Source organism: Paenibacillus sp. MT86, assembly GCF_058792535.1.
On record NZ_CM179499.1, the window covers coordinates 2193414 to 2207461 of the forward strand.

General features: G+C 52.4%; 11 protein-coding genes and 1 pseudogene. 7 read left to right on the top strand and 5 right to left on the bottom strand.

Annotated features, from left to right (window positions below; genetic code table 11):
• The first annotated feature begins 6 nt into the window (after positions 1 to 6).
• The 3 genes from glpK (at position 7) to AC3RCL_RS09480 (ending at position 4521) form a co-directional block, all read left to right on the top strand.
• The gene (gene glpK / locus AC3RCL_RS09470) at positions 7 to 1497 is read left to right on the top strand and encodes a glycerol kinase GlpK (RefSeq protein ID WP_096776752.1); all 1491 of its coding nucleotides are present in this window, start codon (positions 7 to 9) and stop codon (positions 1495 to 1497) included.
• A 187-nt stretch (positions 1498 to 1684) separates the two neighbouring features.
• A complete protein-coding gene (locus AC3RCL_RS09475) occupies positions 1685 to 3415 on the top strand; it encodes a glycerol-3-phosphate dehydrogenase/oxidase (RefSeq protein ID WP_492535259.1) in 1731 nt (576 codons plus the stop codon).
• A gap of 113 nt (positions 3416 to 3528) precedes the next feature.
• A complete protein-coding gene (locus AC3RCL_RS09480; RefSeq protein WP_277746423.1) occupies positions 3529 to 4521 on the top strand; it encodes an aldose 1-epimerase in 993 nt (330 codons plus the stop codon).
• 98 nt (positions 4522 to 4619) lie between these two features.
• Here AC3RCL_RS09480 and AC3RCL_RS09485 read toward each other — a convergent pair whose 3' ends face one another.
• The 4 genes from AC3RCL_RS09485 to AC3RCL_RS09500 all read right to left on the bottom strand — a co-directional run bounded on the left by AC3RCL_RS09485 (position 4620) and on the right by AC3RCL_RS09500 (position 8511).
• Complete coding sequence (locus AC3RCL_RS09485) at positions 4620 to 5441, bottom strand: YwaF family protein (protein ID WP_096776749.1); 822 nt, start codon at positions 5439 to 5441, stop codon at positions 4620 to 4622.
• A 198-nt stretch (positions 5442 to 5639) separates the two neighbouring features.
• On the bottom strand, positions 5640 to 5984 hold the full coding sequence (locus AC3RCL_RS09490; RefSeq protein WP_009590070.1) for a LytTR family transcriptional regulator DNA-binding domain-containing protein: 345 nt from the start codon (positions 5982 to 5984) through the stop codon (positions 5640 to 5642).
• 152 nt (positions 5985 to 6136) lie between these two features.
• On the bottom strand, positions 6137 to 7309 hold the full coding sequence (locus tag AC3RCL_RS09495; RefSeq protein WP_015736408.1) for a peptidyl-prolyl cis-trans isomerase: 1173 nt from the start codon (positions 7307 to 7309) through the stop codon (positions 6137 to 6139).
• Positions 7310 to 7440: 131 nt separating this feature from the next.
• Positions 7441 to 8511, bottom strand: coding sequence for a permease (locus tag AC3RCL_RS09500; protein WP_192571237.1), 1071 nt, complete (start codon positions 8509 to 8511; stop codon positions 7441 to 7443).
• Between the two features lie 296 nt (positions 8512 to 8807).
• Between AC3RCL_RS09500 and selD the strand changes: the two genes are divergently transcribed.
• Together selD and mnmH are read left to right on the top strand one after the other, a co-directional pair.
• Positions 8808 to 9860, top strand: coding sequence for a selenide, water dikinase SelD (gene selD / locus AC3RCL_RS09505; RefSeq protein ID WP_277746420.1), 1053 nt, complete (start codon positions 8808 to 8810; stop codon positions 9858 to 9860).
• A gap of 45 nt (positions 9861 to 9905) precedes the next feature.
• The gene (gene mnmH / locus AC3RCL_RS09510; protein WP_492535260.1) at positions 9906 to 10958 is read left to right on the top strand and encodes a tRNA 2-selenouridine(34) synthase MnmH; all 1053 of its coding nucleotides are present in this window, start codon (positions 9906 to 9908) and stop codon (positions 10956 to 10958) included.
• Between the two features lie 163 nt (positions 10959 to 11121).
• On the opposite strand, the pseudogene AC3RCL_RS09515 reads toward mnmH, so the two are convergent.
• Positions 11122 to 11719, bottom strand: a pseudogene (locus AC3RCL_RS09515) (SDR family oxidoreductase).
• A 185-nt stretch (positions 11720 to 11904) separates the two neighbouring features.
• Between AC3RCL_RS09515 and AC3RCL_RS09520 the strand changes: the two are divergent.
• Together AC3RCL_RS09520 and AC3RCL_RS09525 are read left to right on the top strand one after the other, a co-directional pair.
• On the top strand, positions 11905 to 12591 hold the full coding sequence (locus tag AC3RCL_RS09520) for a phosphatase PAP2 family protein (RefSeq protein WP_492535261.1): 687 nt from the start codon (positions 11905 to 11907) through the stop codon (positions 12589 to 12591).
• 107 nt (positions 12592 to 12698) lie between these two features.
• Positions 12699 to 13757 (top strand): FUSC family protein, encoded by a 1059-nt coding sequence (locus tag AC3RCL_RS09525; protein ID WP_015736402.1) that lies wholly within the window; start codon positions 12699 to 12701, stop codon positions 13755 to 13757.
• Positions 13758 to 14048: the final 291 nt, after the last annotated feature.

The window sequence follows — 14048 nt, forward strand, 5'->3', positions numbered from 1 at the left end:
AGATGCTTGGAGAAGTACATTCTGGCGCTTGACCAAGGAACGACAAGCTCGCGCGCGATCCTGTTTAACCGCGAAGGGCAAATCGTTCACTCCGCTCAAAGGGAATTTCCGCAGTATTTTCCGAAGCCCGGTTGGGTGGAGCAGAATGCCAACGAAATATGGGGCTCGATTCTGGCGGTCATTGCGACTTGCTTATCCGAAGCGGGCGTGAAGACGGAGCAGATTGCCGGCATCGGAATTACGAATCAGCGGGAGACCGCGGTGGTATGGGACCGCAAGAGCGGTGAACCGATCTATCCCGCCATCGTATGGCAATCTCGCCAGACGGCCGGCATATGCGAGGAGCTCATTGCAGCAGGCCATGACGCCACGGTTAGGGAGAAGACGGGACTTCTGATCGATCCCTATTTCTCGGGAACGAAGATCAAATGGATCCTCGATCATGTGGACGGTGCGCGCGAACGGGCCAAGCGAGGAGAGATTATATTCGGGACCATCGACACCTGGCTGATCTGGAAGCTGTCGGGCGGCCAGGTGCATGTAACCGATTATTCCAACGCATCGCGTACGATGCTCTATAACATCCACGAATTGAAATGGGATGAGGAGCTGCTGCAGCTGCTGGACATCCCCAAGGCCATGCTGCCTGAGGTCAGGCCGTCATCCGAAATATATTCCAATACGGCATCCTATCACTTCTTCGGGCGAGAGGTTCCGATTGCCGGAGCGGCCGGCGATCAGCAAGCGGCGCTGTTCGGCCAGACCTGCTTCTCCGAAGGCATGGTGAAGACGACCTACGGAACAGGCAGCTTTATGCTGATGAATACCGGCGATAAGCCGGTTCAATCCGAGCATGGGCTGATCACCACGATCGCCTGGGGACTGGATGGCCGCGTACAATACGCGCTTGAGGGCAGCGTCTTCGTGGCGGGCTCCGCGATACAGTGGCTGCGCGACGGGCTTCGAATGTTCCGCGAAGCCAAGGACAGCGAGCCCTATGCAAGACGGGTCCAATCCACCGAAGGCGTCTATGTGGTGCCGGCTTTTGTCGGTCTTGGCAGTCCGTATTGGAACAGCGATGTGCGGGGGGCGGTCTTCGGCCTGACGCGAGGCACGTCGAAGGAGCATTTCATCCGTGCAACCCTCGAGTCGCTTGCATATCAAACGCGCGATGTGCTCTCCGTGATGGAAGAGGATTCGGGCTTTCATATCGAATCCCTGCGGGTGGATGGAGGAGCGGTGTCCAACACCTTTCTTATGGAATTCCAAAGCGACATCCTGAACGTCCCGGTGGAAGTGCCGGACATTACGGAGACAACGGCGCTCGGTGCAGCTTACCTGGCAGGGCTCGCAGTCGGCTTCTGGAAGGATCAGGAGGAGATATGCAGCAAGTGGAGCATGGGGCAAAGCTTCAAACCAACCATGGAGGAAAGCGCAAGGGAGCAATTATACAGCGGCTGGAAAAAAGCCGTTTATGCGGCAATGGCTTTTCATTAGCATTTTATATGGTATAATGATCAATAAGTGAATAGATGTCTGGAGACTTGGAGAGACCACTAGGCGCGGATACCTCATGTTATGGGGTTGTTACCGCGTGTTTCGTGGTCTCTTTTTTGCTGTCTTTTTTCATGGGAAAGGTAACGATAGATAAAAACAGGGTAAAGCATACTGGGAGGGATTCAATGTGGAGCAGTCACAGTCGTTTTCAAGTTTGGACCGCGGGCATCGATTTCAAAGAATAGCAGAGGACACCTACGATCTGATCGTGATCGGCGGCGGAATCACCGGAGCGGGGATTGCACTGGATGCGGTCACGCGCGGCATGTCGGTGCTGCTGGTGGAAATGCAGGATTTTGCCGCGGGAACGAGCAGCCGTTCCACCAAGCTGGTGCATGGCGGGCTGCGGTATTTGAAGCAGTTTGAAGTCGGCATGGTGGCCGAGGTAGGCAAAGAACGGGCCGTGGTGTACGAGAACGGGCCGCACGTAACGACCCCGGAATGGATGCTGCTGCCGATACACCAGGGCGGCACCTTCGGGAAGTTTAGCACCTCCATCGGTTTGATGGTGTATGATTTCCTGGCCGGCGTGAAGCGGGGAGAACGGCGATCCATGCTGTCCGCCTCCGAGACGTTAAAGCGGGAGCCGCTTCTGAAGCAGGAGGGCCTGAAGGGCGGCGGCTATTACGTGGAATACCGGACGGACGACGCCAGGCTGACGCTGGAGGTCATGAAGGAGGCGGCCGCCAGAGGGGCGGTTCTGTTTAACTACGCCAAGGCGGAGTCGCTGAATTATGATGCGAATGGGCGGATTACCGGGGTTACGGTAAGGGATATGCTCGGCGGTGCTGTGAAGTCCGTCTCCGGCACCAAAATCGTAAATGCGGCCGGGCCTTGGGTGGACCAAGTGCGCGAAATGGATAAGTCCAGGAAGGGAAAAATGCTTCAGCTGACCAAAGGGGTTCATCTGGTCATCGACCAATCGAGGTTCCCGCTTCGCCAGGCGGTCTACTTCGATACGCCCGACGGCAGGATGGTGTTTGCCATTCCCCGGGACGGGAAAACCTATGTCGGCACAACCGACACGGTTTATAAGGCGGATCCCGTACGTCCCTTGATCACGGTGGAAGACCGGGATTATATTTTGAAGGCCATCCATTACATGTTTCCGGGCGTAAAGCTAAGTCCGGCAGACGTTGAATCGGGATGGGCCGGGGTCCGGCCCCTGATTCTGGAGGAAGGCAAGAGCCCGTCCGAAATTTCCCGCAAGGATGAAATTTGGGAATCCCCCTCCGGCCTGATCACCATTGCGGGAGGGAAGCTGACCGGGTATCGGAAAATGGCGGACACCGTCGTTGACCTGGTAGCGAAACGGATTCAAGAAAGCGGCGGGAAGGCTTATGGCGCCAGCGTAACGAAAAATCTGCCGATTTCCGGCGGTCAGGTTGGCGGTTCCAGCCAATTCCCGGATTTTGTCCGCAAGCAGACGGAGATCGGCGCGGCGCAAGGAATTGACCGTAAGCTTGCCGAGCACTGGGCGCGAATGTACGGCTCAAACGCAGCGGAATTGTTCCGCTTGGCCAAGGAAGGCTCCGATCAGGCGGAGGCATCGGCGCTTCCGGTGTCGGTATTGGTTCCGCTGATGTATGCCATTGAGCATGAGATGGCATCGAAGCCGGCCGACTTTTTTATCCGTCGCACGGGGTCTCTCTTGTTTCATATCGACTGGACGAGAAAATGGAAGATGCCCGTGATCAATTATATGGCTACCGTACTGGGCTGGAGCGAACAGCAGAGAACCGAGTACACCAGGGAACTGGATGAGGAGCTGGCTTCGGCCGCGCAGCCGGCCGCTAACGAACCGCCGGCCCAGGCACCGATTCCGCCAAACGTTTCAAAGGCCAAACTTTCGTCTTAACCGGCCGGCCGTGAGAGGGGGGATGGGTCAGCCCATCTACCCCGAACATATAGAAGTAAGGGCACTGGTATGATAATCTATATACGTTCACACTTGAGAGGAGAGATCACCCGATGAACCACAAAGCGTATGAAGGATCGTATCAGGGAGAGCGTGCGGTTTGGCTCCAGCATGGCCCTTATGAAGCGGCGATATTGCCTGAAATCGGAGGCAATCTCATCGCTTTCAGGGATAACGTAAGCGGTTACCGGTTCCTACGCGAGCCGGAAGAGAACGAAATGGAAGCGTTCAAAGCCAGTCCGGGCGTTCACGGCATTCCTGTTCTGTTTCCGCCTAACCGATATGAGGACGGACGGTTTCCTTGGAACGGACAAACCTATCAATTCCCGGTAAATGAAGAAGAGACGGGCAATCACCTCCATGGTTTTTTACATACGACCCCTTGGAGTGTCGAGGATTATGGCAGCAGCGAGACCGAGAGTTATGTGGTGGTCTCCGTCACGGTTGATGAGCATCATCCGGTGTACGCCATGCTTCCGCATCGCTTCACCTTCCGGCTTCGCTACACGCTGAATCAGGACGGCTTGGCCCAGCATGTGTTTATACGGAATCAGGGTACCAGCAGCATGCCGTGCCTACTTGCCTTTCATACGGCGATCAATGCTCCCTTTGCCCCGGAAAGCACGGCGGATGATTGCGTCGTGAGAATCACCATTGGCGAGCGGTGGGAGATGAGCGACCGGATGCTGCCGACCGGCAAGTTCCAAGCGCTGACGGCAGAAGAAAAGCTGCTTCGCACGAGCGGCGTGAATCCCTATTTCGATTCGATGGACAACCATTATACGGCCGTTCCGCAAAACGGCAGAAACCGCATGGAGCTGACGGATACCAAGCTAGGCAAAACATTCGTTTACGATGTCGGCAACTCGTATAAGCAGTGGATGGTATGGAACAGCAAAGCGTCCCGCAAATTTTTCTGTCCTGAACCGCAGATCAACCTGGTTAATGCACCGAACACGGACTTGCCTGCGGACGAGATCGGTTTGTTCGGTTTGGCGCCGGGCGAGATTTGGGAGGCAAGCTCCCGTTTGTATCTTAAGAATTAGGGGAAGGACCCCTTCCTTAAAAAAGCGTATGGATGGAAGCACCCGAAACGACAGGGGTGTTAACGATCCATACGCTTTATGTTTGTATGATGCCTTGTTCAACCGCCTGTCGAAGACAAGGAAGCCCGCTCGTGTTTGCGTCGGCGGCTGCGCCTCATCCGATCCGGGATGACGAAGAAGGCGAGATGCATGAGGATAAACAGCGATAACGCGATAAGTTCTTCTACAACAATATAAACGGGATGCGGCCCCAGCAGATCGAGCAGCGAAGCCGTATCCGGCTTGCGCATCAGGAACATATAGTTCGAACCGACAGCGAGGTTGACCAGACCGACTAAAAGTGCGGACACGTTAAGAAAGACCATCGTCCAGGCGATGGATTTCCAGGTGGGACGGTACCCCCGAACCCATGTCATATACAATGCCGTCATGATGATCGCGATATGGACAACAAAGAAATGAAAGAACCGGAAGTGCGGAAAAGGGTATCCCAAATTAGGGGTTAATACAGCTTGCAGGGCTCCCCCGATTCCCGCAAAGTAAACCAGCGGGTATAAGCGGCGTTTATCCGTAAGCAGGATGGCGATGGAAAGGAACAGGGTCAGACTGCACAACTCCAAGGGAAGCGAAGTGGCTGGATCCCATATTCCCGTTGACACATACCAGACATGAAGGGAAGCTTCTGGCAACGCAAGGGCAGCGAGCAAGCCCCATCTTACGGTCTTTTGCAGAGAAGGCTTGGAGGCGATGGCAGTCCTGAACAGGTACAGCAGCAGGCCAAGGATGATGCATATGCCAATGGCTATCCAATGTTCAACGGAAAAGGCAGCAAACGCTTCCGGGTATTGCGGATCAAAATAGGATTCGATGCATGACCACTCCTTTTTGAATGTACATAAGATTTTATTCGATATTACCATAATGTGGGTTGTTCATATATACCCGAAGCGCGTTGGGGAAGGAAATCGTCCGCGTCGCTAACGTATCTATGTAGAACAGACGCCAAGAACAAAAAGGCTGCTAAAATCATGCCAACGCAAGAAGATCCCGCCTCCGAATGTAACGGATACGGGATCTTCTCTTGTCCTGCGCCAGATTAGGTATACGCCGCTGCTCGCTCAAACCGGCTGTTTGACTTCAGCAACCAGGCGCTTCAGCGATTCCTGCTTCCATCTGGGAATGCGAAGATGTTTAGCGGAAGGCGCCTTTTCCCCGAAATAAACGATGCCTTGCTCTACCGTAGTTATTTTGTCTACGTTGACGTAGCAGTTGCCGCCGACATGATAGAACTGTTTACCGGACAGCAGGGATGCGATTTTTTCGGCAGTCATTCTCTTTTTAATATTATAGTTCCTGCCGTGAAAGCTGACCAAACCGTGCGATCCGGTTTTAAAGAACAGAATGTCTGTCTCCACCACGAAGTCCTCATACATGTTGCGGGATTCCGATACGTGCTTCATCATTCTGCTTCCCCCTTTTCCAAGATCAACATTTGATAACGCTTACATTCTAACATGTTTTGCTTGGGGTTTAAAGAACTTTTTATTTTGCATGAAAAAAAAGCCCCGTACCGCGAGGGTAGGGGCTTTGCCTGGTGTTCAAGGCGCAGCAGGTGTTAAGGTGTCTCTGTAGCATCTGCCGGTGCTTCTGCTGGAGCTTCAGCAGGAGCTTCTTCCAGGGTATTCGTGATGGTAGCTTTATCCTTCAGCTCTTGAATGTAGGCTGTGGATTCGGCATAGACCTTTTGGTTCTCAAGCTGGCTGCGGATTTCTTCCTTCTTGTCTTCCAAGGTAGGATTCGTTGCTTCCTTACGATCGGTAACCTTGATGATGTGGTATCCGAAGGAGCTCTTCACCGGTTCGCTGATTTCATCTTTCTTCAGTTTGAACGCCGCTTCTTCAAATGCGGGGTCCATTTCGCCGCGTCCGAAGAAATTCAGGTCGCCGCCGGTATCCTTGGTTGCATCCTGGTTTTTCTCTTTAGCAATCGTTGCGAAGTCAGCGCCTTCCTTCAGCTGCTTCACGATGGCTTCGGCTTCTTCCTTGGTCTCAACGAGGATGTGGGAAGCGCGAACCTGCTCAGGCGTTGCGAAGCTTTCTTTGTTTTGGTCATACACTTCTTTGACTTCTTCGTCGGTTACCTTGATTTTGTCGGCCATCAGCTTTTTAAGCTCAACCTGGGTTTTGGTCTGCTCCTTCAGGTTGTCGAGCGTCATGCCGTTTTGCTGCAGAGCCATATTGAATTGTTCCTCGGAAGGGAAGGAGGCCTTCAGCGCATCCACTTCTTTATTCACATCGGCATCGGTCACCGTAATGGACTTGTTCTTCAGTTCCTGCTGGATCAATTCCTCTGTAATCATGGAATTCAGCGTTTGTTTGCCGCCTACGCTGACAAGCTCATCGTACAGATTATCCTTGGTAATGTTAACGTCGTTGACTTTAGCTATAGCTTCATTGCCGGATCCCTTGGCAAACGGAGGTACGATCAGGACGACGATTAAGGCAGCCGCCAAAACCAGCGACGCGATCATCCAGCCTTTGCTTCCGTTGCCGCCGCCATCTGCAGGTGGCTGTTCATCGTAATGCGGTTGATCTCCCGAATGCATAACGGCTGGGTGTTCGTTCTCATCCTTGTACAGCTCGTCGGACTCCGGATAGGTGGAATCTATTCTTTCTTCTTCATGAGGCAAGCCGCCTTGATCTTGTTGGTTATTCTCTTTCTCTTGGGCTTGTCCCTGATCATCCTCGGGCTGTCCCGGATGGTTTGGCTGCAAATCGTTATCTTTCATGTAATGATTGACTCCCTTCGACTGCATATAATAATGAGTTGTTCATTCTTTTATCACTTTACCAGATAAGCCTATGGTTTACCTTAAGAAAAAATAAAAATTGAAAATATAAACGGAAAAGTGGTTCCTGCCTACAGAATCAGCATTCCCGCCACGCCGCAAAGAATCCCAAGCAGGACGACGGAGGCAGTAACAAACCACAAAACTCTTTTAGGGAATGAACGCCTCACCATAAGCAGAGACGGAAGACTGACAGCCGGCAGCGTCAGAAGCAGCGCCGCGGCCGGACCCGCCCCCAGGCCCGCTGCCATAAAGGCCTGGATGATCGGGATTTCCGCCGCGGTCGGAATGACGAACAGCATTCCCATCACGGAGAAGAAGATGACGGCCAAGAGCGTGTTCCCCGCTGCCGCTCCCAAATGCGGGAACATCCATGCCTGCATGGCGCCAAGGAGCAGCACGGCTATAAAGTAAGCCGGGACCACCCGAACCAGCATCTGCCCGATGCTGGTTAACCAGCGTTTCCACAGCGGACGCTCATCGGTTTGATCCGTGCTCTGAGGCGCATCGATCTCCACGGGATCCGCTTCCTTGGCGAAGCGGTTTGCCAGGTAGCTGACGCCGAAGGTTAGCAGGATGCCGAAGATCAATCGCAGCACGGTGAATTTCCATGATAAAACAAACGTCATGAAGACGAGCGTTGCCGGATTGATGGTTGGATTGCCGATCCAGAACGCGAGAGCAGAGCCGACCGACACCTTTTTCTTGCGCAGACCGATCGCGATCGGTGCGGCGCAGCAGGAGCACATCATGCCCGGAATGGAGGCGATTCCTCCAATCGCCGTGCTGCCGAAGGTCGTTTTGCCAAGGACCCGAAGCAGCCATTGGGATGGCAGCAGCGACTGGACCAGAGTCCCGAGCAGAATGCCGAGCACCGCCGCTTTCCAAACCGCTTTAAAATAGGTGAGCGCATAATTCCAGGCTGCCTGCCAAGAAGGGGCGGCATCGGCCGGATCCATGCCTAATATGGAAGAGCCGATGCTGTGTTCCATAATAGCTTTGAGCGCTTTATCGTAGTAAGGCCACCACTTCACATAGGTAAGGCCTGTTGCTGCTATGATGATGAAGATGGTGATGAGCCAGACGGTTCTTCTGCGATCCGTATGATTCAAGGCCCTTCCACCGTCGCTTGAGTGATTCATAATCCGTACTCCCCCGATGTATCGTGAAATTATTTACATATCCAATCAAATAGTATATCACATTGCCGGCAGATTGCAGAAAGATATTCCCGGTAATTGCAAGAAATAGGAAGACCGTTAGACTTGAAGCAGCCGATTCCATATAATATAGATATTGTGTGCTTGAACAAGTGTTAGCTAAACGGATGAATATCAGATGATCCCCGGTGTAGATGAGACGTTATCCAAGCATCCACGCCGGGGTTGTTGCATGTGCTTTGCCTAAAATCACTCTTAAGACGAAGGGAAGATCCGTGATGAGTCAATCGGACAAAATAAAACTAACCTCGTATTCCTCCAAAGGTGGCTGCGGCTGCAAGATCGGACCTGCCGATCTGGCGCAGGTCATCCGCAAGCTTCCGCAAGCCGAGCCGAATCCTAATTTATTGGTTGGTCTGGATACCAGCGATGATGCGGGCGTATACCGTCTCACGGATGATCTGGCCATGGTGCAGACCGTCGATTTCTTTACGCCGATCGTGGATGACCCTTATGATTTCGGTCAGGTGGCCGCGGCGAATGCCATCAGCGATATCTATGCCATGGGCGGCAAACCGCTGACCGCTTTGAATATCGTAGCATTCCCGATTTCGACGCTGGACAAGCAGGTCTTGACGGATATTTTGAGAGGTGCAGGAGATAAATTGAAGGAAGCGGGGGTTACCCTGGTTGGCGGACACTCCATCGATGACAAAGAGCCGAAGTTCGGCCTTGCCGTAACGGGGACCGTTCACCCGGACCGGGTAAGAACCAATGCCGGAGCCAAGCCGGGCGATGCCTTGATTCTGACGAAGCCGATTGGCGTGGGCATCCTGACGAGCTCCATTAAGAAGGATCTCTTAACTGAAGATGAGATTCGCCGCGTTACCGCCGTCATGGCGGCACTGAACAAAACGGCTGCCGAGACGATGGAGCCTTACGATGTGCATGCCTGCACCGACGTGACGGGGTTCGGTCTCCTTGGCCATGCGCTCGAAATGGCCAAAGGCAGCGGCACGGGCATCCGGATTTCAAAGCCTTCCGTTCCCGTTCTGGAACGGGTTCGGGAAATGGCCGACGGGGGCGTCATTCCGGGCGGCACCAAAAACAATTATGAACACGTGAAAGACGACGTGGATTTCCCGGATGGCATGGACCAGATCGATAAATGGATATTGTGCGATGCCGTGACGTCAGGGGGACTCCTCATTGCCGTTGACGGCTCGCAGGCCGAACCATTACTGGCAGAGCTTCGCCAAGCCGGGCTGGAAGCCGGCAGAATCGGAGAAGTCGTACATGACCATCCGAATCGCATTGTCGTTGAGGCGTAACATGAGCCGGGTTTTGTTTGTGTAACCATAAAGGAGCGAACAGACATGTTTCAAGACATCACCGTAAAAGAATTATTGGAACTGCAAAACAGCAAGAAGATTACTTTGATTGATGTCCGTTCCCCTTCGGAATACAAGGACTCCACCATTCCGGGCAGTCTGAACATTCCGGTCTTCAATGATGAAGAACGGGCGGAGATCGGGACGATTTACAAGCAGGTGAGCGTGGATGCCGCCAAAGAGCGGGGGCTCGCCATCATGTCGGCCAAGCTACCCAGCTTCGTGAAGCAGTTCAAAGAGATCGAAGGAGATAAGGCGGTCTATTGCTGGCGCGGCGGCATGCGCAGCCGAACGGCTGCAACGGTGCTGTCCCTGATGGATATCCATGTCAATCGGATTACGGGCGGGATTAAGGCTTACCGGAAGTATGTGCTGGATACGCTTGAGCAGAAGAGTCTGGATGCGGAAGCGTTTGTCCTTCACGGATTGACGGGTACGGGCAAGACGGCAGTGCTAAGGCAGCTTCAGCAGGAAGGCTACCCCGTCGTGGACCTGGAAGGGCTCGCAGGCCACCGCGGCTCGATCTTCGGGCATATCGGACTGCCGTCCAACAATCAGAAGACTTTCGATGCGGAGTTGGTTGAACGGCTGAAGCAATTGGAAAATTCGCCTTATTTGTTATTTGAGGCCGAGAGCAAACGGATCGGCAAAATCGTCGTTCCCGATTTCCTAATGAAGAAGAAGGAGTCGGGGGCAGCCATCGTGTTGGAATTGCCGATGGCGGAGCGTGTTCGCCAGATACTGGAGGATTACAGCCCTGCGGCTTATAAAGAGCAATATTTGGCAGCCTTTCAATTAATCAAGAACCGAATCCACACTCCGATCGCCGCGGAAATTGGCAAGTCTTTGGAGGAGGGAAGGTATGCTCAGGGAATACAGCTGCTGCTTGAGCATTATTATGATCCCAAATATAATTACTCCTTCAGTCAATATGAGGACAACGCTCCTATCGTTGTAGCGGTAGATCGGGTAGAAGAAGCGGTGGATGCCGTAAAAGACATACTGCGAAGCCGAATGCTGCACAAGACAGGCGCGTAAATGCCAGGATCGGTTGAGTGCGTAACGAGAAGGAGTTCCCCTATGTCTCTTTATTTTGCGATCCGGTCCTGCTTCGAATAGAAGATCGCCCCTTAAGCATTAGCAGATACGAAGGTATCGCTTTTGCTTGAGGGGCGATTTTGCTTTTGAATATGAATTGCTCTTAGAGTGACGATAGAGCTTCCGAGATAGGCGTTTCACCTGAAATCAGGTCGAAGGAACGCCGGAAGGTATGTTCTTCGTCCAGCGCCAACAAGATCGTTTTCGCCACATCCTCGCGCGGAATCGAGCCGCCCTTGATATTCTCCGCAGCCGTAATGCGGCCGGTACCAGGCTCATTCAAAAGTCCTCCCGGACGAATGATCGTATAGGAGAGGCTGCTGTGACGAAGCATTCGATCCGCGTAATGCTTGGCGGCATAATACGGTTTGATGTCCCCGTTCCAAGATTCTCGATGATGGGCCCCAATCGCGCTAACCATCACAAAGCGCGGGACCTTCGCCTCTTCGGCAGCTTCCACCATCTTGACGGCTCCGTCCAGATCGATCAGCAGCGTTTTGTCGTATCCGGTAGCTCCGCCAGAACCAGCCGTGAATACCACTGCCTGGCAATCTCGTGCTGCTTCCGCCAGTTCCTTGACCGATCCTTCCAAATTCGCGATAACGCACCATGGCTTTTACGCTATAGGCATCATGCTCATGCAGGAGAAACGTAAGCTGTTTGCCAATCTGGCCGTTCGCGCCGGCCACTAGGACCTTCATCATGACATGCTCCTTTTCTTTTGGGTATATATTCTCGTAAAGAGTAATCCCTGCGATTTTGACATAGACTACGGGATATTTGTCATGTAATCCCTTTGGGACTTTCCTTTATGACAGGAAAATGATATTATCTTGTTTTCACCAAATCGCACGGTTTCGAAACAAGGTCAAAGGAGAACAGAGAGTTGAGCGGAGAGAAGATATACCCTGCTTCAGGAAGACAACGCTGGATATTCCTCATATCGATGATCAGCTTCATCGGCTTTGTCATTCTGGCGGCGCTGGTAAAGCGGGAAAGCCTGGCAGCGCTTGATTTGGCGATCATTACGACGGTACAAGCCCTTGAACATCCGCTGCTTACGGATATTGCCATCGGGCTGTCGTTCATAGGCTCCATCGGACCGGTGATCGTGTTAAGCCTGATCGTGATCGCCGTGCTATATTGGATTCTGGGCCACCGCAAGGAGATTCTTCTCCTTATTGTGGTCGTCTTCGGTTCATCTATTCTGAATTTATTATTAAAATGGGTGTTTCAACGTGCAAGGCCGGACATTAATCGTCTGATCGAAATTACGGGATACAGCTATCCCAGCGGCCATTCGATGGGGGCCTTCTCGTTCTACAGCGTGCTCGCTTACTTGTTGTGGAGACATATTGACAGCAGAGCGGGGAGAGGGACGTTGATTGCCGTTTCCATCGCGATGATTCTAAGCATCGGACTTAGTCGAATCTATCTCGGCGTCCATTACCCGAGCGATATCGTTGGCGGATATCTGGCTTCTTGCGCTTGGCTTGGGTTCGTGATCCGATCTTACGAGAAAAGGATGGGGAAGCGGGCCGACCCGGATGATGTCAATGAAGAGACTGCATAACATTGGAAGCGTAAGGGTAATTCATGTAATAGCGGTTCAAACGGAGGAGTATGAATCATGGTGTGTAGGCATAGACGTGAAGTTGGGTTGCGTAAGGAGGGCTGTCCGTGGCGTTTGGAGCAAGAATGTTCAAAACCGGCCTAGCCGTGACGCTGGCTCTTTATTTAGCCATGCTGTTTGACTTTAAATCACCTGTCGTAGCCGCCATCGCCGCGATTTTCGCGATGCAGCCATCGATATACAGGTCGTGGAGATATTTTCTGGACCAGCTGCAGACCAGTACGCTCGGTGCGATTCTGGCCATGCTCGGAGGGTATTTTTTATCGAATCAACCGATTTCCGTCGGTTTGGTCTGTATTCTAGTGATCATGATTTGCATGAAGCTGAAAATGGGCGAGACCATCGGACTTACGCTTGTTACGGTCATATCCGTGATGGAAGCTTCCGGACAATGGGACTTTGCCCTCAATCGCTTTATTCTGACGATTATCGGCATCATATCTGCATTCCTCATCAATATTCTTGTGTTTCCACCGAAACCGAAGGAACAGTACATCACGCGGATTCATATTGTATTTGGCAAAATGTCGCTGCTGCTGCGCACGGCGATCTCCCATGAAATGAAGGATTCGGTCTACCGTGCGGAGAAGAAAGAACTGGAATCGGCCATCAAATCGTTGTCCGACAAATACAATTTGTTTGAGGAAGAGCAGAAGAAGCTGAAGCGGGCGAAATACAGTCAAGCAAGACAGCTCGTGGTGTATAAGCAGCTGCTCCAATCCCTTCGCAAGGGGTATGAAGTGCTGGATGCGGTGGAGAACCACTATTTCCAGGCGGATCGATCCGATGAAATCGACGAACAGTTTGATCACAATCTGGAGCGGTTAATGAAGTACCATGAGCATATTTTGTGGAAATTCGAAGATAAACTTAAGCCGAACGAGGATGAGGCCGAGACCATGGCGGAGAACAATGAAGCTTTCATGGAGCAGGTGATGTGCGGGCCCGGCTCAAATCCCGGCGGACTCCGGCTGGCGGTGGTGGCCGCCTCCATGTACGACTACGGCTATCAGCTTGACCGGTTGAATCGGGTGGCGGATCAAATCAGCCGAGTCGTGGATGATAAGGAGCAAGAGGATGCCATGTTCTCGTGGCTGCGAAAATAAGGGAGCTCGCCATGAGGATGCCGATCAAGATTTCACATTTGATCGGCTGTTTTTATACATCTCAGCAAGCAGCAAGTTTGGCATTTGAGGCTCGGGAATGGTATGGTATATGAACATAAAAAAACCGCCCCGGCGGGTCGGTTACTGAAATTCCATGTTGAATTATGTACGGCAGCTTGCTATAATTAACAATGCTTTGTCATTAAATTATTGATATGTGGTTAGAATATCACAATTGTATTTTATCACGATTAAATAACGCTGTCAACCGGTATATTAGGGGGATGAACA

Coding starts and splice junctions, on each gene's coding strand:
- AC3RCL_RS09480 (WP_277746423.1), top strand. CDS start 3,529: ATGAACCACAAAGCGTATGAAGGATCGTATCAGGGAGAGCGTGCGGTT.
- AC3RCL_RS09500 (WP_192571237.1), bottom strand. CDS start 8,511: ATGAATCACTCAAGCGACGGTGGAAGGGCCTTGAATCATACGGATCGC.
- mnmH (WP_492535260.1), top strand. CDS start 9,906: ATGTTTCAAGACATCACCGTAAAAGAATTATTGGAACTGCAAAACAGC.
- AC3RCL_RS09490 (WP_009590070.1), bottom strand. CDS start 5,984: ATGATGAAGCACGTATCGGAATCCCGCAACATGTATGAGGACTTCGTG.
- AC3RCL_RS09485 (WP_096776749.1), bottom strand. CDS start 5,441: ATGGTAATATCGAATAAAATCTTATGTACATTCAAAAAGGAGTGGTCA.
- AC3RCL_RS09495 (WP_015736408.1), bottom strand. CDS start 7,309: ATGAAAGATAACGATTTGCAGCCAAACCATCCGGGACAGCCCGAGGAT.
- selD (WP_277746420.1), top strand. CDS start 8,808: ATGAGTCAATCGGACAAAATAAAACTAACCTCGTATTCCTCCAAAGGT.